Here is a 22,337-nt window from a genome sequence, read left to right on the forward strand (position 1 = left end):
AGTTAGCAAGAATAAGCAATTTCCTCATGGCAGCAGTGGAAGCAATTTTATATGGCTTTTTATATTGACTATATAATCTAGTAAAGAAAGGTTTGATATAGGAATTAGGGGGGGAGGGGGGGATGTATGGTCCCAGAGTGTGATGGTATGATAAAATATAAGAAAACAATACCATCAAAGGAGGAATTATGGGACAAATATTACATGGGTGCGCCAAAACAACAGAGACAATTCGTAGAGCAATACAAAATAGTAAAGAGAGCATAGCAAAACTCTCCAGGTACTATAACCTTAATCCAAAAACTATCATTAAATGGAGAAAACGGTCTTTTGCCAAAGACGCTGATATGGGTCCGAAGCATGCAAGATCAACTGTTTTAACTTTAGAAGAGGAGGCTGTAATTGTTGCATTTCGTAAGCATACTCTATTGCCATTAGATGATTGTCTCTACGCTTTGCAAACCTCAATCCCACACTTGACTCGCTCTAGTCTACATCGTTGCTTACAGAGGCACAGCATTAGCAGACTACCAGATGTTGATGGCGAAGTTAAACCAAAAAAGAAATTCAAACAATATCCTATAGGCTATTTCCATATTGATATTGCAGAAGTCAGAACAGAAGAAGGAAAGTTATATTTGTTTGTTGCAATAGATAGAACATCCAAATTTACGTATGTTGAGTTGCATAAAAGTGCTACAAAACCTATAGCTGCTGAGTTTCTACGTAATTTGATTAAAATTTTACCATATAAAATCCACACTATTTTGACAGATAACAGTGTACAATTTACCAACCAAAAACGCCATAAATACGCTTTTCAACATATATTTGATAGAGCTTGTGAAGAAAATGACATTGAACACCGTCTAACAAAAGTTAGCCATCCTTGGACAAATGGGCAAGTTGAGCATATGAACAAAACTTTAAAGAATGCCACTGTTAAGAAGTATTACTATCAGTCTCACCAGCAACTCAAAGAGCATCTTTATGACTTTGTTATGGCCTACAATTATGCTAAAAGACTCAAAACTCTTAAGGGTCTTACACCTTTTGAGTTTATATCTTTACAGTGGACAAAATCTCCTGAATTGTTCATACTAAATCCACACCATCACACTCTGGGACCATACACTCCCTGTGTTTCGTAATATTATACAATCAAATTGATAAAAGCTGTATTATCTCCTTGCAGCATTAAGTGTATATTTTTTGCTATTTTTTCCACTAAGGGAGTAACATTATCAAAATTTGAAAATTTTGATAACACATAATCTGCTAAGCTTTTTTGATCTTCAGGTCTACCCACTCCAAATCTCAAGCGCCAATAATCGTTGCCAATAAAACTATCTATGGATTTAAGTCCATTATGTCCAGCAGAGCTACCACCTTTCTTTACTTTTATTCTTCCAAGTTCCAAATCAGCGTCATCGTGTATGACAACGATATTATCTAGCGATAATTTGTAAAAGTTTCGTATTTTTGCAACAGGGATGCCTGAATTATTCATAAATGAATAAGGCTTTATTAACATGATTTTATTATCATTAATTATGCCAGAGGTTATTAGATAATCGGCTTTTTTAGAGAACGACTGGAAATTCCAATATTTGCAAATTGTATCAACTACGATGAAGCCGATATTATGATGAGTTAACTCATATTGACTGCCAGGATTACCAAGCCCAACTATCAGGTGCACTATTCCTCTGTTTCTGCTTGAGGTTCTTCAACGTCACTATCGGCAGCAGAAATTGTAACAATGGTAAAATTTTCTTCTTCATGAGCTACAAACTTAACACCTTCTGGTAATTTTACATCATTGATATGTATAGATTGGCCAATCATTTTACCGGATAAATCAACTTCTATAACCTGAGGTATTTTATCAGGAGAGCATTTAACAGCAATAGAACGACACAAAACATTAAGCACTCCACCTAACTTGATCCCTGGAGCTTTACTTTCATTCACAAATGATAGAGGTATGTCTATTTTAATTTCGCTGCCTTTATCAACAAATTGAAAATCAACATGTTGCACAGTATCCTTTACTACATGCAATTGGATATCGCGAACAAGAGCATATTCCTTTTTGCCCGAAATATTTAGCTCTATCAAATGTGCAGAAAGAGAGCCTGACTTATATTGCTTTGTGAATTCCTTTGCAGACAATGTCAAATTTACATTATTATGGCCCTTTCCATATATGATTCCAGGGATGTTTCCTTTCTTCCTTAGAGAATGCATCGCTTTTGTTTTTGTTATATCACGTAACTCTGCATTAATTGTTACTATTTCCTGTTGCGTCATCGGTTACTCCTATTCAGCTAATCCTTTTAATATAATTTAATAATAATATAACATAAAAATATTTATTTCAAACTTCATTCTTTCATACTAATTGTTTGTGAAAGGATTTATTTGGATATATATTTAAGCTTATTTAACAAGAACTATGGGCATTGACGATAAAGTAGTTTTTAGGATTTATAAACCAACAAGAACTGCAACACAATCTGGTTTAGGTAATACAAATTTCTGGCACCTAAAAATTGAATCTGGCTCCTACTACATTGAACCTTTGATGGGGTGGGTTGGCTCAAAAGATCCCAAAAAACAGATTGTATTAAAGTTTGATTCTCTTGAAAAAGCAGTATTCTACGCAAAAAAATGCAACGTTAAATACATAATTGAAATGCCAAAAAATGTTAAGAGGCTGCCAAAATCTTACGCAAGCAATTTCATACTAAAGTAAGGTTTATTGTGGTGTGCTTGTCTGTAAAAGGTAAGGCTTAATATAACCAATTTAATTCTGGGTTTTAAGTTGTGCTAGCACGCTGCTGCCATTTAAAGAGTCAAGATTTTTAACTTGGCTAGCCAGTATTAAAGAGTTATTTTTCAGGTATTTCTTTACAAGGCTTGCAAGTCTTTTTGGATTATTCAAATAGCTCCATTCTGCTTGTAAAACTTTTATATCACTTTGTACTAAATTAATTTCACTTTTTATTTTTATTAGCTCTCTATTTAACGACTGAACATGTAATTTTACCTTAAATAGTCCTACAATGCTAAGAAAAAACATAACTATTGAGATGATGCAGAAAGTTCTCACGACAACCTCTGTATAGCTCTTAGTTTTGCTGAGCGTGAACGCGGATTTGCACTTACTTCTTCTATACTTGCTTCGATCACTTTTTTATTTAGAAGAGAGAATGTCTTGCAATCAGTAGCACATAAATCTTTAAAAAAAGTTTTGACTATACGATCTTCTAAGGAATGAAAGGTGACGACAATTAATTTGCCATTCTCACTTAAAATCTCAGATGCAGCTTTAATACCCTTTTCAAGTTCTCCCAGCTCATCGTTTACCCATATTCTGATTGCCTGAAATGTTCTGGTTGCAGGATCAATTTTGCTTTTTCCACGAAATACCACGGAACGTACAATATCCGCAAGCTCAAATGTAGTTTTGATAGTTTTCTTCTTCCGTGCACTTACTATTGCTCTTGCGATTTTGCGAGAATGACGTTCGCCTCCGTAGTTATATATAGTATTTGCGATTTCTTCTTCACGTAAAGCGTTAACAAACGTTGAAGCGTTTATATAAGAAGAGTTATCCATACTCATATCGAGTGGACCATCATGTAAAAATGAGAACCCTCTATCTCCGTTATCAAGCTGCATAGATGAAACTCCGATGTCAAAAACTATTCCATCGATACCTTCAATATTGTTGCTATCTAATAAATTTTTAACATTACTAAACTTCTCAATAAATAGTTTTATTCTATCGGGATATCTAACACTTAAATCATCATAAAACTTAGTTACCGTTTCATCTCTATCAATTGCATATACTTTGCAATCAGCTGACTTCAATATTGCTTTGCTATACCCTCCAGCTCCAAATGTGGCGTCCACATATATACCACCATCCTGCGGTGATAGTAGTGATAGCATCTCTTTTAACAAAACTGGAGTGTGTGTCATATCAAAAAATTTAAGTACAGTTGGTGTAGATATCCTACTCTACTCTACTCTTCACATCAATTTTATTTATGTACATAGATTTTCTTGCCAAAATATGGTATCTTATCGGAATATATGAGCAATAATATTAAAATCAAGGTTTAATATTGTTAATATAATATTCACATAACGTTCACATTTTTTTTTATATATAAGGTCAAACAGGCTATAGGGAAATTATGCAGCAAATAACAAAAGTAATATTTTCAAGTTTGATTTGTAACACTTTATTGTGGTATGACCACATGCTTTTTGGCCACTTAATAAACATAATAGGTGGTGTGTTTTTTCCATCGGATGATCAACTAACCAGCGTATTGAAGGCTTTTGGAGTGTTTGCAGTGGGTTTCTTAATGAGACCAGTCGGTGCTGCTATATTTGGTCACATTGGTGATAAACATGGCAGAAGAGTTGCCTTATTGCTCTCGATTATATTAATGACTTTATCAACCGTATTAATTGCTTTTGTTCCAGGTTATCAAAGCATTGGAATACTAGCGTCAATGCTGGTAGTGTGTTTAAGATTATTGCAGGGTATATCTCTTGGAGGAGAAGCAGGAAATGCACCATTTTTAATAGAACATGCTCCTAAAAACAAAAAAGGATTTTTTGGCAGCATTGAAGTATTAAGCGCAATTTTTGGTTCAGTATTAAGCTTGATAGCGGTACTCATATGCAAAAAAGTATCTGATTTTGAATCTTGGGGGTGGAGATTACCTTTCATTTTCAGTTTAGCAATGGGATTAATCAGCATATATATGAGATATATACTTGATGAAAGCCCAGAGTATAAAAGACAAAAAAATCCGTCTAAATTGCCATTAAAAGAGTTATTAAACAATTACAAAAAGCCTGTTCTAATATCAATAGGTATTGACTTGGTTGAAAATGCGTCTCTCTATATATATTTGGTCTTTTTCAATGTGCTTACGAATAAAATATTAACAGTAAATACTCATTTTAATCATATAGTGGAAATACTGAGTCAAATTGCACTTGGAGGATTGACAATATTGTTTGCAATACTTTCTGATAAGGTAGGAAGAGAAAAAGTTATGAAATTTGCATTTATAGCTTTTGTAATAGTGAGTTATCCAGTTTTTTCAATGTTATGTAGTGGCAATTACTTGCTGGCACACATTCTTTTTATAATTCCAATAGCTGCATCGCTTGGTCCTGTCAGTGCACTTATGTGCGAATTATTTCCAACAAAGGTTCGGTACAGTGGATTTGGTTTATCAAGAAATATAGCTGCTGGATTTTTTGGCGGCCTTGCACCATTTATATGCACAACAATTATCAAGGTTACAGGACAAGAGACTTCAGCTAGTTTTTACATGATTTTCTGTGCATTAATTGGGCTAGTTGCTATATCGCAAATTAAGGGTGAGCTTTCTTCAAAATCACCCAAAGTAAACCAAGTATAGTTGCAGTATAGCAGAATTTAAAAAAATCTAATTATAAGGTGGGAAATGCCAATTCTTAGGTGATAATGTGAATATTTCAGCACCATCTTTTGTTACTCCAAGTGTATGCTCAAATTGAGCAGAAAGTGAAAGATCGCGTGTTGTTACTGTCCAGTCATCGAGTTTACTGAGCAGAGTCTCATGTTTTCCAGCATTAATCATTGGCTCTATTGTAAAAAACATACCTTCCTTTAAGACAAGATCTTCATCTTGATCATAGAAATGCACTACATTTGGTGGAGCATGAAAGACTTTTCCTATACCATGTCCGCAGTAGCTGCGTACGATAGAATATCCAAAATCTCTAATATATTTCTCTATAGCAAGCCCTATTTCATTTAACTTATTGCCGGGCTTAACTTGTTTGATTGCTTCCATCAATGCATGATAAGTAGCGTCACACAAGCGTTTTGCTTTTATTGATGGCTTGCCAACCCAAAACATGCGACTTGTATCACCATGCCAGCCATTTAAAATCACCGTGACATCAATATTTAAAATATCTCCATCTTTAAGTGGTTTATTATCGGGAACACCATGGCACACAACTGCATTTTTTGAAGTGCAAATCGATTTTGGATACCCCCTATAGTTTAGTGGTGCTGGAATTGCACCTGCATTAATTATAAAATCATGACATAGATCATTTAACTCATTAGTTGTCACCCCTACCTTTACGTACGGTGCAATGAAATCAAGAGTTTCAGCAGCAAGCCTGCCAGCCTTGCGCATAAATTCAAAATCTTCTTGTGAGTGTATAGTTATGTTCATATTTTCCATGTCTTATTGTAATTGGTACGCTTACTCGCAAGTACATAAACATAATAATTTTACATATTATAAAAATAAGTCCTATGGATCCTAGTGTCAAGTCATTTGTATGAAAGGTGGTAAAACAGAAATCTAGACTGTAACTTTTGATTTAACCCAATTATACAATTTACTCATTTTACCATCTTGTCCTAACATACCAGAGTTATTTTTATAAAAAGTGTCAACTATTAGCTTTATAGAACCTATAGCAGCAGAAAATACAGGATTTTTATCATATTCGCCATCAAGGCCACTGAGAGATTCAGGGGACCCAATTCGAACTTGTTTATTGAATATATAGCCTGCAATCTCTTTCATGCTTGTGAGTTGACTGGTTCCACCTGTGATCACTACTTTATTAATTGGATCTTTCTGCTCTTGAAATTGCTCTCTTACCATTTCAAGTATTTCTTCAACTCTTGGTCTTATGATGTTAATAAGCTCAGATTTGAATACTTGAGTAGGTTCATCATTTTCACTATTTTGGACTGTAATATATTCGTTCTCATCTATTGAAGTTACGATAGTGCTACCATACAGTATTTTTATATACTCTGCACGTTCTATGCTTGTGCATAGCCCGTAAGCAATATCTCGAGTGATATGAACACCACCAATTGGAACGCTGCTTGCATACACAAGTTTCCCTCTTTTGAAAATTCCAATTGCAGTGCACCCACCGCCTATATCAACAATAGCAGTCCCGAGCTCTTTTTCATCTTCACTGAGACACGCAAGACCTGCAGAATATGCAGAAGCAATACAACCTGCCATATTTAATCCACCATTATTGGTAATACAGTTTTCAATATTGGTAAGCGCTGGACGCGAAGCAGTGACAACATTAACATCAGCAGATAGTCTTTTTCCGTACAATCCACCAACTTCTTTTATGTCAGTCATGTCATCTAAGTGATATTTCAGTGGTATATTGTGAATGATAACATTTTCTTCAATATATTTCTCAAACGTCTGAAAAACTACACGTTTTATATCCCGGTCAGAAATTTCATGATTAGCTGCAATAATTTCATTATGTACATTGAAAGATGAGATGCCACATCCAGCAATGTTCACATATATCTGATCTATGGTTTCTTCTGATACTTGTTCAGCTAAACCTATAGTTGATGAGATGGAGTAATTTGCGTGTTTTACATTAGTTATTGATCCACCGTTTACACCTTCTGCAATCTTATAACCCGTTCCTGTTACTTTATAGCTGAAGTTGCCATTTATCTTAACGATTAGACAGATAATTTTTGTTGTACCTATGTCTAAAACAGCAAAAACATTTCTCTTTGGTTTTGCTATTACTGCAGAGTACATTAGTTAACCTTATTACGCAATTTCATTTAAATTGTAGCTTTCTTTAATAATTTATATTTCTATTATAGATATAGCAACATTTTAATATACACTAAATTCTGGACAAAAGGAAAAGCAAAACATAGAATTATAATTTTTATGTCCATATTATCAATTGTAATTGCCCCTGATGAAAGACTAATCACACGTGCCAGTGAAGTAACAGATATAAACGATAAAATTAAAGAATTAGTAAACGACATGTTCGAAACTATGTATGATGCAGAAGGTCTTGGCCTTGCTGCAGTGCAAGTTGGAGTGTTAAAGAGAATTTTTGTTGTGGATGTTCAGCTAGAAACAATTGAAAATGAGCCAGCAGGATATGAATCAATTGGCAAATTTTGCATGATTAATCCAGAAATTACGGAATTATCTGATGAACAAGTGACTCTCAAGGAAGGGTGCCTTTCAATTCCAGAGCAAAGTCATGAAATTAAGCGTCCAAAGTATCTAACTGTGAAATATAAAGACTTAGATAATGAAGAACAAACACTAAAAGCTAGTGGTTGGCTTGCAAGGTGTATTCAGCATGAATTAGATCACTTAAACGGCATATTATATATTAGACATTTATCTAAATTAAAGTATGATATGGCCATGAAAAAAGCACAAAAGGTTAAAAAGCATTATGAGCAATGAAGACCTAGAATTATTAAAATTTTACCATGAAGTGGGCGTTGATTGCACACTAATGGAGGGTGAAGAGGAAAAAAAGTTGGAGAGCAAAGAACCCTCTGTTATCCAAACTGGGACCAAGAAGAAAGATGCAGATATGCGCTGGAATGACACTAAAGATGGAAAAGACATGTTTCCAAGTGATTGGATAATTGAAGCAAGGAAACTTGCAAGTAAATGTAGTAGTGTGGATGAACTAAGAAGTGTAGTGAAGTCATTTGAAGGTTGTGAAATAAAAAAAACTGCAACTAATACTGTCTTTTCCGATGGTAATCCAAATGCAAAAATTATGCTCGTTGGTGAAGCTCCAGGGGCAAATGAAGACCTTCAAGGCATACCATTTTGTGGTGCAAGTGGAATGTTGCTCGATAAAATGTTAAATGCAATCAATCTTGATCGCACCAAAGTTTATATAAGCAATACCGTATTTTGGCGCCCACCTGGCAATAGAAAACCAACCGACCTAGAGCTTGATATGTGCAGACCATTTGTTGAGAAGCATGTTGCACTAGTTTCACCACAGGTTTTGGTTTTAGTTGGTGGAATTGCGTGTTATAGCCTTCTTGACAGCACAAAAACTATATCGAATTTGCGTGGTAGATTTCATACGTACACTAACCAATATTTGTCCAATTCAATCACCACAGCCGCTATATTTCATCCAGCTTACCTACTTCGCCAACCGGCACAAAAACGTTTAGCCTGGGAGGACTTGAAGAAGATTAGGGAGTATCTTGATAACACCAATAACTGCACAAATACCTAATAAAGTGGTAGACCTCTTGCATAGTTTTTTGCAGCATGTTAACAATCGTTAGAAACGAAAAAACTTCCTTGACAAACTCCGCCAGCGCCCTTATCATGAAACTGAAGCTATTGTATTTGCTTTCGCCAATCTGCAGATTAAAAGGTAAGGATTACTTAATGTATCGGCGTCTTATGTTCAATTTTTTGCAGTATATAGATACTGTATGTCTTTACAAAACTTCATCTACATCTAGATTTTTATCTAAATAAGCTGAACGCGCTTATAAAGCGTTACAAGACATCAAAAAATGCCAATACTCGACAGAGATAGTAAAAGACTAGCTAACTCGGGGATTCTTTGTCTTTTTTTCTGCTTAGTAAACTTCTTAAACATTTGCAGCGTAAGTTAGTTGCAATTAAAAGCAGCTTAATCTTGCTTGTCAAGCGTTTAAAACATAAAAAACGCCAATATTTTAAAGCGGATAATAACCCCAGGGCTTCTTTTGCCTTTTTTTTCGTTTGGTAAATTTCTTAATGTTTATAGCTAAACGACAATCGTCATCCCGCTGCTTGTTAGCGGGATCTATGCTTTGAGATACCGCGAATAAATCGCGGTATGACGTAGAGCTCGCGTTAGCTACACTTTTATGCTTACCAACTCAGTATCCAATCAAAACCTGGATTTCAGTGTCAAGCACTGAAATAACACCGAAAGGGCTACTGCTGTCTTGGATGGAAACCAGTGTCAGCTACTTGAATCTGCCACGCAAATTGCCTGCAAATTGCAATGTTCGTACAGCTGTGCGTCATGCGCTGGAATGGCATCAAGGGGTAACTTTTTATTTAAACAATGATTGTAAAATGATTATAATAAGAGATCTATTGAAATTTTAAAGTTATTAAATATTGACGCTATATACTTAAGTGTTAAAATAGAATGAAAAGTTTTTAGGAGTTTATATGGCAGCAGGTGGGAAAGCAAAGACAGCTAGTAAAAATAACCCTACTCAGCGTAAGAAAGCTGAGCAAAAAATGTATAAAGATAAACCGGTAAAACCTGTTAGATATATAGATCGTGATTCGCGCATGAATTATATGTCTGCTCAATATGACAACGGCAATCTGGTTGAAGATGAGGTAAGCGGCAATCCTATAAAGTGGGAAGCTGTATAATAGTTGTGGTTAAAGTTACTATTAATTCTAAGGAATGTGAAGTAGAGCATGGGCTCACTATAATTCAAGCTTGTGAAGTCGTGGGCGTTGAAATTCCACGTTTTTGTTATCATGAGCGTTTAGCAATTGCTGGTAATTGCAGAATGTGTTTGGTTGAAGTGGAGGGTGGACCTCCAAAACCAGTAGCCTCTTGTGCAATGCCAGTTGCAGAAGGGATGGTTATTCACACTGATACCCCTAAGGTTAAAAAAGCACGTGAAGGTGTGCTTGAGTTTTTGCTAATTAACCACCCGCTTGATTGCCCAATTTGCGATCAAGGTGGTGAATGCGATTTGCAAGATATCACGATGGCTTATGGGAAAGGAACCAGCAGACTTGATGAGCATAAGAGGGCTGTGCCAAAAAAACACTTCGGACCACTGATTGAGACTGCGATGAATCGATGCATTCATTGCACTCGGTGTGTTAGATTTTTGTCTGATGTTGCAGGTACAAATGAACTTGGAGGAATCGGAAGGGGAGAAAATGTAGAGATTAGCACTTACATAAAAAGGCATATTAGTTCTGAATTATCTGGAAATATCATAGATCTCTGCCCGGTAGGGGCTTTAACTTCAAAGCCTTACTCCTTTACAGCGCGTCCATGGGAGCTATCACATTGTGAGACTATAGATGTGCTAGATGCTGTGGGTAGCGCAATTAGAGTTGATTATCGTGGCCCGGAGGTTATGAGGATATTACCAAGGCTGAGCGAAGAGGTAAATGAAGAATGGATATCAGATAAAACCCGCTTTGCCTATGATGGACTAAAAGTTCAGCGTCTTGATCGACCTTATATAAAAAAAGATGGTAAATTAGCCCCAGTTGATTGGAATGAAGCATTAACTGTTGCTGCAAAGAAATTAAAGAATACAAAATCAAATAAAATAGCTGCAATTGCAGGTGATTTAGCAGATTGTGAGTCTATGCTTCTACTTAAAGAAATGATGCAGAAGCTCGGCTCGGGGAATATAGACTGTAGGCAAGATGGTGCAAAGCTTATACCAAGTAATCGTGGATCGTATGTGTTCAATACCACTATTGAAGGTATAGAAAATGCAGATTTATGCCTGCTTATAAATACAAATCCAAGGATAGAAGCACCGATCATTAACGTAAGATTGAGAAAGAGATATTTACAGGGCAACTTTCCTGTTGCAAGTGTTGGTCCTAACATTGAATATTTGTATCATGTTGAGAAATTGGGCGATAATCCTGATATTTTGAGTGAAATAGCAAATGGAAATCATAAGTTCTGTGAGCTGCTGAGTGCTGCTCAGAGCCCTATGCTGATTATCGGTCAAGATGCATTAGTAAGAGACGATTCTGAATCAGTTCTAGTTCTAGCTGGCAAAATTGCAGAAAAATTTAACATGGTCAGAGATGACTGGAATGGCTTTAATATGCTGCATAAAGCTGCAGCAAGAGTTGGTGGGCTAGATACTGGGTTTGTTCCTAAAAAAGGCGAAAGGGATATTAATCAAATATTGGAACATGCAGAAAGTGGTGAAATAGAAGTGGTTTATCTTCTTGGTGCAGATGAAATTGACACATCAAAGTTAGAAAACACATTTGTAATTTATCAAGGTCATCACGGTGATAAGGGTGCACATGTGGCAGATGTTATCTTGCCTGGTGCTGCATATACAGAAAAATATGCAACTTATGTAAACACTGAAGGTCGAGTGCAAAGAACAAATTTAGCTGTATTTCCTCCAGGTGAAGCAAAGGAGGACTGGTTAATTATTAAAAATCTCTCGCAATATTTGGATCTCTCCTTACCATATGATAGTTTATTTGACGTGAGAAAAAAATTAGATACTATCGGTCCACAGTTTAGAAATGCTGATCAAGTGATAAAAAACACATGGGTGCCAATTAGCAATGGTAAAATAAATTTAAGTAATACACCTTTTACTTTAAAGGAGTGTAATTTTTATATGACGGATTCAATAAGTCGCGCTTCAAAAATAATGGCAGATTGTACTAAAGCTTTTTATGAACACGCTAGTTAATATTTTATTTATTTTAGTACCGCTACTACTTTCAGTTGCATATTTGACATACTTTGAGCGTAAGGTCCTTGCTGCAATTCAACTGAGGCACGGCCCAAGTGTAGTTGGACCTTTTGGGCTATTGCAGCCATTTGCAGATGCTATTAAACTACTGATTAAAGAGCCGATAATACCATTTAGAGCGAGCACCATACTGTTCATTATGGCTCCAATGCTTACCTTTATCTTGGCATTAATTGCCTGGGCAGTTATACCGTTTGGTGCTGAAGTAATTGTAGAAAATGGCCAGCAAGTAGTTATTCCTAAGGTTATAGCAAATATTAATGTTGGAGTGCTTTATGTGCTAGCTATATCGTCGCTGGGAGTATACGGCGTGATTATTGCAGGCTGGTCAAGCAATTCTAATTATGCATTTCTTGGCGCTATACGGTCGGCTGCTCAGATGATTTCGTATGAAGTTTCAATAGGCTTAATAGTTGCTACAGTTGTTGTTACGACTGGCACGTTGAACCTCGGAGAGATGGTGGTAGCGAAACACAATATGCCATTTTGGGTTGATTTACTACTAATGCCTATAGGAATAATATTTTTTATTTCTTTGCTTGCAGAAACTAATCGTCATCCGTTTGATTTACCAGAAGCTGAAGCAGAGCTTGTCTCTGGATATAACGTTGAATATTCATCCATGCCTTTTGCCCTCTTTTTTCTTGGAGAATATGCAAATATGATTCTAGCAAGTGCTATGATGACGATATTCTTTCTAGGAGGATGGTATCCGCCGCTGGAGTTCAGTTTACTTTACAAAATTCCAGGTTTAATTTGGTTCATTTTGAAAATAGTTATACTTTTGTTTATATTTATTTGGATTAGAGCAACAATACCTCGTTATCGATATGATCAGCTAATGCGCCTTGGTTGGAAAGTATTTTTACCAATATCAGTGTTTTGGGTGATACTCATTTCAGGGGTGTTGCTCTTTACTGGGAATTTGCCTGGATCCAATGTTTAATTTCCCAAATACAAGATTAAGACGCAGGCGCTCGAGCAAATGGGTTCGCAATTTAACAAGTGAAAATAGTTTATCAGTAAATGATCTGGTTCTTCCTCTGTTTGTTCATGACAGAGAAGAAACAACTGAACCAATTTCTGGCTTACCAGGCGTAAAGTGTTATTCAATAGATGGATTAGTGTCTATAGTTAAGGAAGCTAAAGATTTAGGGATTAATGCTGTTGCAATTTTTCCTGTAGTTGATAGTAAACTAAAATCTGAAAACGCTGAGGAAGCATATAATTCTGACAACTTAATCTGCAGAGCAATTTGTGCTGTAAAATTAAAGGTACCTGAAATTGGTATTATTGCAGACGTTGCATTGGATCCATACACTATTCACGGCCATGACGGCATTTTAAAAGATAATCAGATGGATGTAGAAAACGATGAAACTATATCAGTGCTGTGTAAGCAAGCACTTGCTTTAGCGAAAGCAGGATGTGATATAGTTGCTCCTTCTGATATGATGGATGGTAGAATAGGAAGAATCAGAAAATCATTAGATGATAACAACTTTCAAGACGTATTAATATTATCTTATGCAGTGAAATATTGCTCTAGCTTCTATGCTCCATTCAGGCAAGTCGTTGGTTCATGTGGGCTATCACATTCTATAGACAAAAGTGGTTATCAAATGGATTATAAAAATGCGCGCGAAGCAATGTGCGAAATTGAAATGGATATAAATGAAGGTGCAGACTTTATTATGATTAAACCAGGTATGCCATATTTAGATATTATCAAAACAGCAAGTGATAAGTTTGATTTTCCGATTTTTGCTTACCAAGTAAGCGGTGAGTACGCAATGATAAAAGCTGCTGCAAATAATGGCTGGCTAGATTATGACAAAGTGATTTATGAATCTTTGATTGGTTTCAAACGTGCAGGTGCAAGTGCAATATTCACTTATGCTGCACTTGATATTGCAAAAAATTTAAGTGCATAAGCCCTATAAAATTACTAAATTTTTAGCGCATGTTCTTCTACTGTTGCTGCATATTACCTAAAATCTTCCAATACATGTTTTAAGTTATTGATAAGTCCGTTACAATACAGTATTATAAATAATATAAACCAAGTGTTACTTAGAACATGGGGATTTTTTTTAAATTTTTGGGGAAGATGCTAGGCAAGGTTTTTCCTGCTAAAACAGTAAGCTCTCTTTTAGGAATAGGATATTTACCAAGTTGGCAGAACTATTGGTCTTCTTTTTTAATATTATTTATTGTCGATGTTATATTAATTCTTACATATGGAGGCGAATACTTACTATATAAAATGCCAGACTCAGGAATAGTTGTAGCTGCTGTTTTTACAAAATTGGCAATAGTTATGTTAGTAATGCAATTAATTGGAATATTTATTTTTCATGCTCAAGACCCTTCAGCAAACAGTGGTGAAGAAATAGTAATACAAATAGCGTCAGGGCAAGTACTGACTGTAGCACTTTCAATGCCAGCAATAATGTCAATTTATTATGCTGTAAGTAAACTCTATGGGAATATATGTAAGCAGATGTTTCAATGCCCATTTTGGTTTAATGATTTTATGCACTTTTTCTTTTTTCTTATGATACCTTACGTATTTTTTAATGTCGTAGAAGTGATAAAACCATGGCCAATAAGTTCAATACAGCTCAGCTATAATAATGCAATGTCAATTACATTTGAGGGGATTTTTCACACATTTTATGCGGTGATTTTACTGTATTTAACAGCATTTATATTCTGCGATTTAACTATGCATGATGCAATTGTCCTAAATAAAAGCATAATTCAGTATGTGAGGGAAAGTTCAGCAGTTTTAGGTGATTATTTACATGATACTGTTAAAAAAATAGGTATTGAATAGTACTTATTTATTTATATATTTAGTATAAAAAGTGTACAATTTGTGTGAACTTACAAAGTATAATAAAAGAGTTACAAGATTTTTGGGCTAGTGAAGGATGTGTTATACTTCACCCATACACATCTGAAGTTGGTGCTGGCACATTACATCCTGCAACAATTATGTCTGCAATTGATACAAAACCGGCAAAAATTGCATATCTACAACCAGTAATTAGGCCAGCAGATGGGCGCTATAGTGATAATCCTAATCGTTTGTATCAACATCACCAATATCAAGTTATAATAAAGCCATCTGGTAATAATTTACAAGACGTCTATTTAGATAGCTTAAAAGTTCTTGGCATATCTACAGAAAAATATGATATTAAGTTTGTTGAAGATGATTGGGAAAATCCGAGCGTTGGAGCATCAGGACTTGGATGGGAAGTTACATGCAATGGAATGGAAATAACACAGCTTACTTATATACAGCAAGTTGGAGGGATTGACTGCAAGATGATTCCTGGTGAGGTGGCATATGGGTTGGAACGTTTAGCAATGTGCATACAAAGTGTAGATAATGTTTACGATATAACTTGGAACGATAACGGTGTAACTTACGGAGATATTTTTAAACAAAGAGAATATGAATTTTCTTATCTAGCGTTAGATTATTATGATACTAAAGTGGTACAGCAGCAATTTGAAGATACGGAAAAATTATGTAAGTTCCTTATTGAAAAGGAGCTACCAATGGCAGCTTATGACCAATGTATTAAAACTAGTCACCTACTTAATCTGCTTGATGCAAGAGGTGTGCTTGGTGTCAATGAACGTACAGCTTATATTGGTAGAGTTAGAGAGCTGACAAAAAAATGTTGTGAATTGTACATGAGTAAATAGCGTATGTCGTTGCAGTTGTTATTTGAGTGCCTTTCAGAAGAAATACCACCGAGAATGCAGAATATAGCTGCAACTCAAGTTAAGAGCTGTATTGCCAATGTTTTTAACAAAAATAATGTAAAATTTACATCAATGGAGGTTTTTGTAACGGCACGTCGCATTACCCTATTTGTCGACAACATAAATGCTTTGGAGCTAAAGGATTCCAATAACGAAGTTAAGGGACCAAACATTAACGCACCAAAAAGTGCTATCGAAGGTTTTTTAAGAAAATATCAGAAAAATGAAGAAGATTTGCTCGTTCGAAAAGTAAATAATGAGGATTTTTACTTCATTAAAAGAGAAAGCTGCTCATTTAACATTCAAGAGTTTCTTAAAAATCAACTAGGAGAAATATTAAAAAATTTCTCTTGGCCAAAAAGTATGAGATGGGGCAAAGGAAAAGAAAGGTGGGTTAGGCCAATTAAAAACATTTTATGCATTTTAAATGATGAAATAATACCTGTATCTTTTGCAGGGATTACAGCATCTAACACAACATATGGCCATCGATTTCTCTCAAGTGGTACGGCGCTTACTGTTAAAACACCTAAAGACTATTTTGAATTGCTAGAAAAAAACAGTGTAATTCTCCAAATGGACAAAAGAAAGCAATTTATACTAGATCAGATTAATAAATTCACAAAAGAGCAGAATTTACAACTTGAGAAAAATGATTATTTACTAAATGAATTGACAGGGCTTATAGAGTGGCCAATCGTACTGTTTGGTGAAGTGAATCAAGAAAAGTCATTTGGATTACCGAAGGAAGTAATACTTAGTATAGTTAATACACAACAAAAATACCTTGCTTTAAGTAATGGAAAGAGAATTTCACACTTTGTCACTGTTGTCAACGTCAACAATGGTGAAGTTGTTAAAGGACACGAAAGAATATTAGAAGCACGTCTTGCTGATGCCCAATTTTTAATATCTCAAGATAAAAAGGAAAATCTAGATTATTATGTCAAAAGATTAGGTTCAATATTATTTCATGCTTCACTTGGCAGCGTGGGGGAAAAGGTGAAGCGTATTACGGCTTTGTCAAAGTATATAGCTATATTTATTCCACATGCTTCGCTGATAAAAGTTGAACGTGCTGCATATTTGGCAAAAGCTGATTTGGCAACATCGATAGTAAGAGAGTTTCCAGAATTACAAGGAGTAATGGGTGGATATTATGCTTCTTATTTTCAAGAAGATAGAGAAATAGTGGAAGCTATAACTGAGCATTATAAGCCAATCGGGCCAGAGCAGGAGTGTCCTAAATCTCCTTCTGCAATTGCTGTGTCAATTGCAGACAAAGTGGATAGCTTAGTTGGTTTAATTGCAGCAGGTGAGAAAATCTCTGGTTCGTATGATCAATTTGGTTTGCGGAGAATGACAATTGGTATAATTAGGACAATACTTGAAAATAATTTGCATGTTCCAATTAGGCTAATGATAGACAAGTCAGTATCTTTATATTCAAGGCTTCTATTTAATAAAAATACAGCGTCAGTTGATAAGCCGAATAGAAAACAAATTTCAGAACTAGTATTTAGATTTTGCTTAGAAAGATTCAAGGTTATTTTAAAAAATAGAGATATAAGGCAAGATGTTGTAGATTCAATACTATATAAAATCGATATTAATGATCTGCTGACAGCAGAAAAGCAAACTGTTATATTGGATCGTTATCTTAGTACTCCAGAAGGTGAACAAATTCTAAGCACTTACAAAAGAGTCAGTAACATGATGAGCAAAGCAAGGAAAAGTGATGGCACTACTCATAGTGCATCTTACGGTAAGAGGTTTTTGATTGAAAGTGAAGAAATTGCGCTATCAAATTGTGCTATAACTGCTTGTAAAAACATAAAACAAGCGATAAAAAATAACCACTTTAATGTAGCACTTGATGAACTTGCTGGTTTTGCTCCGTTTATCAATCAGTTTATGGACAGTATAAAGATTAACTGTGATTCTGATAAGCTGAGAAGAAACAGATTATCTTTGCTTGAAAATGTAGTTTCCATCTTTCATTTAGTAGCAGATTTTAACCTCATACAGGTTAAGCAATGGATAAATGCTCAGGCAATATAAAGAACAAATCAAATCATCTCCACAGTCCTGTGGCGTGTATAAGATGGTCGGAGATAAGAATAAAGTTTTATATGTTGGAAAAGCAAAAAACTTAAAGTCGAGATTATCCGACTACCTTCAATTCGAAAACCTTTCTGAACGAATTAGAGTTATGCTCTTACAGGTTATTAAGGTTGAAATATTCATCACTGAGAATGAAATCGAAGCACTGCTTCTTGAAGCACAGCTAATAAAATCATTGAAACCACTTTATAATATTGTGCTCAAGGATGGAAAATTTTATCCTTATATAACAATTTCCAAGCACGATTATCCAAGAATAGCAAAATATAGAGGCAAATTTAAGAAAAATGAGTTTCATTATTATGGTCCCTTTACATCTGCCGCTGCTGTTAAGCAAACTATATTGTCATTGCAAAAAGCTTTTCTCCTAAGAGTATGTTCAGATCAATACTTTTCCTCAACAAAAAGACCATGTATTGAATATCAAATTAAGCGCTGCTCAGCACCATGCGTAGATAAAATCACAAAAGACGACTACTGCCAATCAGTAAAACAGGCACGAAATACATTGCTTGGAAGAAATAAGGAAGTGAAAGAACAGTTACTTTTCACAATGAGAAAGTGCAGCAGTGAAGAAAACTATGAGCTTGCTGCTATATATAGAGATCGGGTAAAGTTTCTTGAGCAAATTCAAATACAGCACACGGATTTTTCTTTTGAAAAAGATGCAGATTTCTTCAGTATTGTACGTGAAGAGGATCTAGCATGTATTAGTGTGTTATCGTTCAGAAATAAAGACAACTACGGCAGCACTCCTTACTTTGCCGAGAACTGTGGTGATCACTCAAATGATGAAATTTTATCCACCTTTTTGGTCAATTTTTATAATTCAGCTAACATACCTCCAATACAAATTTACGTTCCAGATTCTATTGTGGATAAGGAAATTATAGAACAAGCACTATATAAGGTTGCTCAAAAGCCAGTAAAAGTTCTGCATGCAAAGAATAAAAAAGAGCGTGATTTATTGAAATTTGTTTATGATAACTCTCAGCATAGCTTAGAGCAGAAGCTTATCGATTATAGAAATAACCTAGAAAAGCTTGAGGAGCTTAGCAAAATCTTCTTGTTACCAAATATTCCAAAGCGTATTGAAGTTTATGACAATAGCCATATATTTGGAAATCAACAAATTGGTGTAATGGTTGTTGCAGGGCAGGAGGGTTTTTTAAAGAGTGAGTACAGAAAATTTACTATAAAGGAAAAATTTTCAGGCGATGACTATAAAATGATGAGGGAAGTGCTAACCAGACGTTTCTCCGGCAATATAAAAGGCATAATACCTGATTTTTTACTGATTGATGGTGGACCAGGACATGTTTCCATAGTACAGAATGTACTGGAAGTATTGAATATAAACGTTCCTTTTGCTTGTATGGCAAAAGGTCCTGATCGTAACGCAGGAAATGAAAGATTTTATATGCTGGGCAGGGAAGAATTCAGTCTGGCAAATGACAGCAAAGTCATGCTTTACTTACAATCGCTGCGTAATGAAGCCCACCGTTTTGCGATAACTTCACATAGAAAAAAACGCGATAAACAGTTTATAGTTTCACAATTAAGCAAAATACCCGGCATTGGCAACAAAAGAAAAAAAGCGTTGATGTCTTATTTTGGTTCAGTGAAAAATATAAGCAAAGCTTCTCTGGCTGAAATTCAAAACATACCTGGAATTAGTAAAGGTTTAGCAGAAGTTATTCTTAAACACGTAAATTATAAGAGAGGAGTACTGGAATGACACAAAACCCGTTTTATTATTAGGGAATTTATATCTTAAAACCGCAAAAAAAGGTGTGCGTATTTGTGAAAAAAAATCTCCATAAAATTTGTGAAGCAATGTGGTGGGACTAGTGCGATTCGAACGCACGACCTTCGGATTAGGAGTCCAACGCTCTATCCTGCTGAGCTATAGTCCCGTGTTTCCTACCATTCATGTAAAGTTATAGCAAAAAATCCTTTCTTTTCTAGATTTCTTGCATAACCAATTTATGACGACAAAAAACATTTCTGTACTTCTTGAGTATAATGCTATTATATTTAATAACATGGTTTAAGTAAGATTAATGCTAGTTAACAATATTGGTTATTTCTATAACAATCAAAACGACTTTGCTTTAAGCAATATAAACATTAAAGTAAAGAAAGGAAATGTTGCATGTTTATTGGGGCATTCTGGCTGTGGCAAGTCAACAATTTTGAAATTAATTGCGGGGATAGAAAATCCAAAATCTGGAACTATTTTTATAAATGATAGGTTAGTTGCAAGCAATAAGGCATCAGTCGCTATAGAGCATAGAAATATCGGATTGATTTTTCAGCATTCTGCATTATTTCCTCATAAAACAGTAGTAGAAAATATAACCTTTGCTATCCGCAGCTCTTCCAAGAGAGAAAAGCACCTAATTGCATTGGAAATCTTGAAGTTACTCAATATAGAAAAATATGAAAATATGTACCCTAACGCCTTATCTGGAGGACAGCAACAATTAGTTGCAATAGCAAGAGTGATGGCACAAAACCCTGATGTTGTGTTGTTAGATGAACCATTTTCTAATTTAGATATACTGCTCAAGTGCCGAATAAGACAACATATATTGTCCCTTTTTAGAAGTAAAAATATCCCTGTGCTAATGGTAACTCATGACCCGCAAGAAGCATTGAAAGTTGCAGATTTTATCTACGTAATGAAAAATGGTAAAATTATTCAATCAGGAGTTTCTAGCGATATATACCATAAGCCTAAAGATGATACGCTAGCAAAGTTTTTTAGTGAGCTCTCTTCTACTCTACAGTTAAGCGAAAAGTTTCCACTTATTCGCTGCAAGAAAATAATCTAGTTTGGGATTGTTATAAAATAATTAAAAAACCTTGATTTATAATTAAATAAAGGTGATATAATCTATGTGTTACTTGACTTCAGTCAAGTTTTAATATTTAAAGGTCAATATTTTAAATGGAGGTGAAAATGAGTTTAGGACCATGGCAATTGTTTCTAGTCTTAATAATAATTTTAGTTCTGTTTGGTGCAGGCAGATTACCGCAAGTTATGGGTGATTTAGGAAAAGGCATCAAAAACCTTAAACAGGAGCTTAAGGACTCAGAAAAATTATCGTCTAATGAACCAGATCGTTAGCGTCCTCATACTTCGTGACATGCACCTTAGTGCATGTCATCTGTTTAAAAACTTAGTCAGGTTAAAGAATGAAAGAGATGAAGTGTTGGTATGAAATAAATAACAAATATTGAAATACAGCAACAACTATGTTAGCTTAAGAGGAATATTTTATTAAAGGATAATTGTGCAAAAAAGTGAGAAACTAACTAAAGATAAAAAACTAGCTTCTGATATTCTAAAAGAGGTTGCAGATACCAATAACAATGATAGCAATAAAGTAACTTTGTTTGACATTAAAACAGCTTTGCATGAGCGCGGTTTTGGTATTTTAATAATCATCTTCTCCTTGCCGCTATCGGTGCCTATACCGGTTCCACCTGGTTATACAACTATTCTTTCTATACCTTTAATCTTATTCTCACTGCAGCTTCTATTTGGATTTGATTCTCCTTGGATGCCCAGTTGGCTAGAAAGAAGATCTTTTCAGCGTTCAACACTAGCTCTTGTGGTAGAGAAAACTTCCCCTGTATTAGAAAAAATAGAAAAATTCATGAAGCCAAGACTGTCTTTCATTTTCTATGGGCCTGGTGAGAAGATTCTGGCTTTTATGATGTTGCTTTGTGCAATAATAATAGCTCTTCCATTACCTTTTACTCACTTCCTTCCTGCAATTGGCACAACTCTTATTTCACTTAGCATTATGAGTAAAGACGGGTTTCTATCCATATTGGGAGTTTTAGTATCATTGTGCGCGTTGTTGCTTACTCTTGTTGTAATAGTCAAAGGACCACAACTTATAACCGGAGCACTTTCTCTTCTTAAAAGCTTTACAACACTTTAACAAAAGAACGAATTACTAGCGCAAAATGAATAATGCATATTGAAATAAAACAATAATTGTGTTAAGAATTATTTTTATCAAAG

At 35.0% G+C, this 22,337-nt stretch carries 22 protein-coding genes and 1 tRNA gene; 16 read left to right on the plus strand and 7 right to left on the minus strand.

All coding sequences use genetic code 11. From position 1 onward, the window contains the following. The first annotated feature begins 188 nt into the window (after nucleotides 1-188). Nucleotides 189-1,151: an IS481-like element ISWpi4 family transposase gene (locus tag AAGD72_RS01900; protein WP_341814959.1), complete on the plus strand. Its 963-nt coding sequence runs from the start codon at nucleotides 189-191 to the stop codon at nucleotides 1,149-1,151. Nucleotides 1,152-1,153: 2 nt separating this feature from the next. Here the strand turns inward: AAGD72_RS01900 and pth are convergent, their stop codons facing one another. Both pth and AAGD72_RS01910 read right to left on the minus strand, forming a co-directional pair. Continuing rightward, nucleotides 1,154-1,702: an aminoacyl-tRNA hydrolase gene (gene pth / locus AAGD72_RS01905; RefSeq protein ID WP_341814960.1), complete on the minus strand. Its 549-nt coding sequence runs from the start codon at nucleotides 1,700-1,702 to the stop codon at nucleotides 1,154-1,156. After that, the gene (locus AAGD72_RS01910; protein ID WP_155968825.1) at nucleotides 1,702-2,313 is read right to left on the minus strand and encodes a 50S ribosomal protein L25/general stress protein Ctc; all 612 of its coding nucleotides are present in this window, start codon (nucleotides 2,311-2,313) and stop codon (nucleotides 1,702-1,704) included. The genes pth and AAGD72_RS01910 overlap by 1 nt, the downstream gene beginning before the upstream one ends. A gap of 145 nt (nucleotides 2,314-2,458) precedes the next feature. Between AAGD72_RS01910 and AAGD72_RS01915 the strand changes: the two genes are divergently transcribed. Further along, complete coding sequence (locus AAGD72_RS01915; RefSeq protein WP_006279686.1) at nucleotides 2,459-2,758, plus strand: NADH dehydrogenase ubiquinone Fe-S protein 4; 300 nt, start codon at nucleotides 2,459-2,461, stop codon at nucleotides 2,756-2,758. 51 nt (nucleotides 2,759-2,809) lie between these two features. Here AAGD72_RS01915 and AAGD72_RS01920 read toward each other — a convergent pair whose 3' ends face one another. Both AAGD72_RS01920 and rsmH read right to left on the minus strand, forming a co-directional pair. Further along, on the minus strand, nucleotides 2,810-3,085 hold the full coding sequence (locus tag AAGD72_RS01920; RefSeq protein ID WP_341814961.1) for a hypothetical protein: 276 nt from the start codon (nucleotides 3,083-3,085) through the stop codon (nucleotides 2,810-2,812). A gap of 26 nt (nucleotides 3,086-3,111) precedes the next feature. Beyond that, nucleotides 3,112-3,993: a 16S rRNA (cytosine(1402)-N(4))-methyltransferase RsmH gene (gene rsmH, locus AAGD72_RS01925; protein ID WP_341814962.1), complete on the minus strand. Its 882-nt coding sequence runs from the start codon at nucleotides 3,991-3,993 to the stop codon at nucleotides 3,112-3,114. 218 nt (nucleotides 3,994-4,211) lie between these two features. Here rsmH and AAGD72_RS01930 point away from each other — a divergent pair, with 218 nt between their 5' ends. Next, nucleotides 4,212-5,459: an MFS transporter gene (locus AAGD72_RS01930; protein WP_007548284.1), complete on the plus strand. Its 1,248-nt coding sequence runs from the start codon at nucleotides 4,212-4,214 to the stop codon at nucleotides 5,457-5,459. A 27-nt stretch (nucleotides 5,460-5,486) separates the two neighbouring features. Here the strand turns inward: AAGD72_RS01930 and map are convergent, their stop codons facing one another. Together map and ftsA are read right to left on the minus strand one after the other, a co-directional pair. Further along, on the minus strand, nucleotides 5,487-6,269 hold the full coding sequence (gene map, locus AAGD72_RS01935; RefSeq protein ID WP_341814963.1) for a type I methionyl aminopeptidase: 783 nt from the start codon (nucleotides 6,267-6,269) through the stop codon (nucleotides 5,487-5,489). 132 nt (nucleotides 6,270-6,401) lie between these two features. Then, nucleotides 6,402-7,640 (minus strand): cell division protein FtsA, encoded by a 1,239-nt coding sequence (ftsA, locus tag AAGD72_RS01940; RefSeq protein WP_341814964.1) that lies wholly within the window; start codon nucleotides 7,638-7,640, stop codon nucleotides 6,402-6,404. A 138-nt stretch (nucleotides 7,641-7,778) separates the two neighbouring features. Here ftsA and def point away from each other — a divergent pair, with 138 nt between their 5' ends. The 10 genes from def to uvrC all read left to right on the plus strand — a co-directional run bounded on the left by def (nucleotide 7,779) and on the right by uvrC (nucleotide 20,036). Next, nucleotides 7,779-8,318, plus strand: coding sequence for a peptide deformylase (def, locus tag AAGD72_RS01945; protein WP_341814965.1), 540 nt, complete (start codon nucleotides 7,779-7,781; stop codon nucleotides 8,316-8,318). Then, on the plus strand, nucleotides 8,308-9,120 hold the full coding sequence (locus AAGD72_RS01950; RefSeq protein ID WP_341814966.1) for a uracil-DNA glycosylase: 813 nt from the start codon (nucleotides 8,308-8,310) through the stop codon (nucleotides 9,118-9,120). Before def ends, AAGD72_RS01950 begins: the two co-directional genes overlap by 11 nt. A gap of 941 nt (nucleotides 9,121-10,061) precedes the next feature. Next, nucleotides 10,062-10,274 carry a hypothetical protein gene (locus AAGD72_RS01955; RefSeq protein ID WP_006279675.1) on the plus strand — a complete coding sequence of 71 codons (213 nt, stop codon included), beginning with the start codon at nucleotides 10,062-10,064 and terminating at the stop codon, nucleotides 10,272-10,274. 5 nt (nucleotides 10,275-10,279) lie between these two features. Next, nucleotides 10,280-12,328 (plus strand): NADH-quinone oxidoreductase subunit NuoG, encoded by a 2,049-nt coding sequence (nuoG, locus tag AAGD72_RS01960; RefSeq protein WP_341814967.1) that lies wholly within the window; start codon nucleotides 10,280-10,282, stop codon nucleotides 12,326-12,328. Beyond that, complete coding sequence (gene nuoH, locus AAGD72_RS01965) at nucleotides 12,312-13,337, plus strand: NADH-quinone oxidoreductase subunit NuoH (protein WP_341814968.1); 1,026 nt, start codon at nucleotides 12,312-12,314, stop codon at nucleotides 13,335-13,337. Before nuoG ends, nuoH begins: the two co-directional genes overlap by 17 nt. After that, a complete protein-coding gene (gene hemB, locus AAGD72_RS01970) occupies nucleotides 13,330-14,325 on the plus strand; it encodes a porphobilinogen synthase (protein WP_341814969.1) in 996 nt (331 codons plus the stop codon). The genes nuoH and hemB overlap by 8 nt, the downstream gene beginning before the upstream one ends. Nucleotides 14,326-14,471: 146 nt before the next feature. Beyond that, the gene (locus AAGD72_RS01975) at nucleotides 14,472-15,230 is read left to right on the plus strand and encodes a phosphatidylglycerophosphatase (RefSeq protein ID WP_182364786.1); all 759 of its coding nucleotides are present in this window, start codon (nucleotides 14,472-14,474) and stop codon (nucleotides 15,228-15,230) included. 44 nt (nucleotides 15,231-15,274) lie between these two features. After that, nucleotides 15,275-16,114, plus strand: a complete 840-nt coding sequence (locus tag AAGD72_RS01980) for a glycine--tRNA ligase subunit alpha (protein ID WP_341814970.1) — start codon at nucleotides 15,275-15,277, stop codon at nucleotides 16,112-16,114. 3 nt (nucleotides 16,115-16,117) lie between these two features. Further along, entirely contained in the window at nucleotides 16,118-18,235 is a 2,118-nt protein-coding gene (gene glyS, locus AAGD72_RS01985; protein WP_341814971.1) for a glycine--tRNA ligase subunit beta, read from the plus strand. Continuing rightward, nucleotides 18,219-20,036, plus strand: a complete 1,818-nt coding sequence (gene uvrC / locus AAGD72_RS01990) for an excinuclease ABC subunit UvrC (protein WP_264329779.1) — start codon at nucleotides 18,219-18,221, stop codon at nucleotides 20,034-20,036. Before glyS ends, uvrC begins: the two co-directional genes overlap by 17 nt. Nucleotides 20,037-20,137: 101 nt before the next feature. Here uvrC and AAGD72_RS01995 read toward each other — a convergent pair. Then, nucleotides 20,138-20,214: transfer RNA gene (locus tag AAGD72_RS01995), tRNA-Arg, on the minus strand. 147 nt (nucleotides 20,215-20,361) lie between these two features. On the opposite strand from AAGD72_RS01995, the gene AAGD72_RS02000 reads away from it, so the two are divergent. From AAGD72_RS02000 to AAGD72_RS02010, 3 genes are all read left to right on the plus strand, one after another. Beyond that, nucleotides 20,362-21,135, plus strand: a complete 774-nt coding sequence (locus tag AAGD72_RS02000; protein WP_006280146.1) for an ABC transporter ATP-binding protein — start codon at nucleotides 20,362-20,364, stop codon at nucleotides 21,133-21,135. Between the two features lie 128 nt (nucleotides 21,136-21,263). After that, entirely contained in the window at nucleotides 21,264-21,431 is a 168-nt protein-coding gene (locus AAGD72_RS02005) for a twin-arginine translocase TatA/TatE family subunit (protein ID WP_006013840.1), read from the plus strand. Nucleotides 21,432-21,597: 166 nt separating this feature from the next. Further along, nucleotides 21,598-22,254, plus strand: a complete 657-nt coding sequence (locus AAGD72_RS02010; RefSeq protein WP_010962397.1) for an exopolysaccharide biosynthesis protein — start codon at nucleotides 21,598-21,600, stop codon at nucleotides 22,252-22,254. Nucleotides 22,255-22,337 lie beyond the last annotated feature (83 nt).

The sequence above is a fragment of the Wolbachia endosymbiont (group A) of Chalcis sispes genome (assembly GCF_964026765.1).
GTDB lineage: Bacteria > Pseudomonadota > Alphaproteobacteria > Rickettsiales > Anaplasmataceae > Wolbachia > Wolbachia pipientis.

Bases quoted from the DNA above. Each gene is read 5' to 3' on its own strand.
- AAGD72_RS01900 (WP_341814959.1), top strand. From the start codon at position 189: ATGGGACAAATATTACATGGGTGCGCCAAAACAACAGAGACAATTCGT.
- AAGD72_RS01910 (WP_155968825.1), bottom strand. From the start codon at position 2,313: ATGACGCAACAGGAAATAGTAACAATTAATGCAGAGTTACGTGATATA.
- AAGD72_RS01915 (WP_006279686.1), top strand. From the start codon at position 2,459: ATGGGCATTGACGATAAAGTAGTTTTTAGGATTTATAAACCAACAAGA.
- AAGD72_RS01920 (WP_341814961.1), bottom strand. From the start codon at position 3,085: ATGTTTTTTCTTAGCATTGTAGGACTATTTAAGGTAAAATTACATGTT.
- rsmH (WP_341814962.1), bottom strand. From the start codon at position 3,993: ATGACACACACTCCAGTTTTGTTAAAAGAGATGCTATCACTACTATCA.
- AAGD72_RS01930 (WP_007548284.1), top strand. From the start codon at position 4,212: ATGCAGCAAATAACAAAAGTAATATTTTCAAGTTTGATTTGTAACACT.
- map (WP_341814963.1), bottom strand. From the start codon at position 6,269: ATGAACATAACTATACACTCACAAGAAGATTTTGAATTTATGCGCAAG.
- ftsA (WP_341814964.1), bottom strand. From the start codon at position 7,640: ATGTACTCTGCAGTAATAGCAAAACCAAAGAGAAATGTTTTTGCTGTT.
- def (WP_341814965.1), top strand. From the start codon at position 7,779: ATGTCCATATTATCAATTGTAATTGCCCCTGATGAAAGACTAATCACA.
- AAGD72_RS01950 (WP_341814966.1), top strand. From the start codon at position 8,308: ATGAGCAATGAAGACCTAGAATTATTAAAATTTTACCATGAAGTGGGC.
- AAGD72_RS01955 (WP_006279675.1), top strand. From the start codon at position 10,062: ATGGCAGCAGGTGGGAAAGCAAAGACAGCTAGTAAAAATAACCCTACT.
- nuoH (WP_341814968.1), top strand. From the start codon at position 12,312: ATGAACACGCTAGTTAATATTTTATTTATTTTAGTACCGCTACTACTT.
- hemB (WP_341814969.1), top strand. From the start codon at position 13,330: ATGTTTAATTTCCCAAATACAAGATTAAGACGCAGGCGCTCGAGCAAA.
- AAGD72_RS01975 (WP_182364786.1), top strand. From the start codon at position 14,472: ATGGGGATTTTTTTTAAATTTTTGGGGAAGATGCTAGGCAAGGTTTTT.
- glyS (WP_341814971.1), top strand. From the start codon at position 16,118: ATGTCGTTGCAGTTGTTATTTGAGTGCCTTTCAGAAGAAATACCACCG.
- uvrC (WP_264329779.1), top strand. From the start codon at position 18,219: ATGCTCAGGCAATATAAAGAACAAATCAAATCATCTCCACAGTCCTGT.
- AAGD72_RS02000 (WP_006280146.1), top strand. From the start codon at position 20,362: ATGCTAGTTAACAATATTGGTTATTTCTATAACAATCAAAACGACTTT.
- AAGD72_RS02005 (WP_006013840.1), top strand. From the start codon at position 21,264: ATGAGTTTAGGACCATGGCAATTGTTTCTAGTCTTAATAATAATTTTA.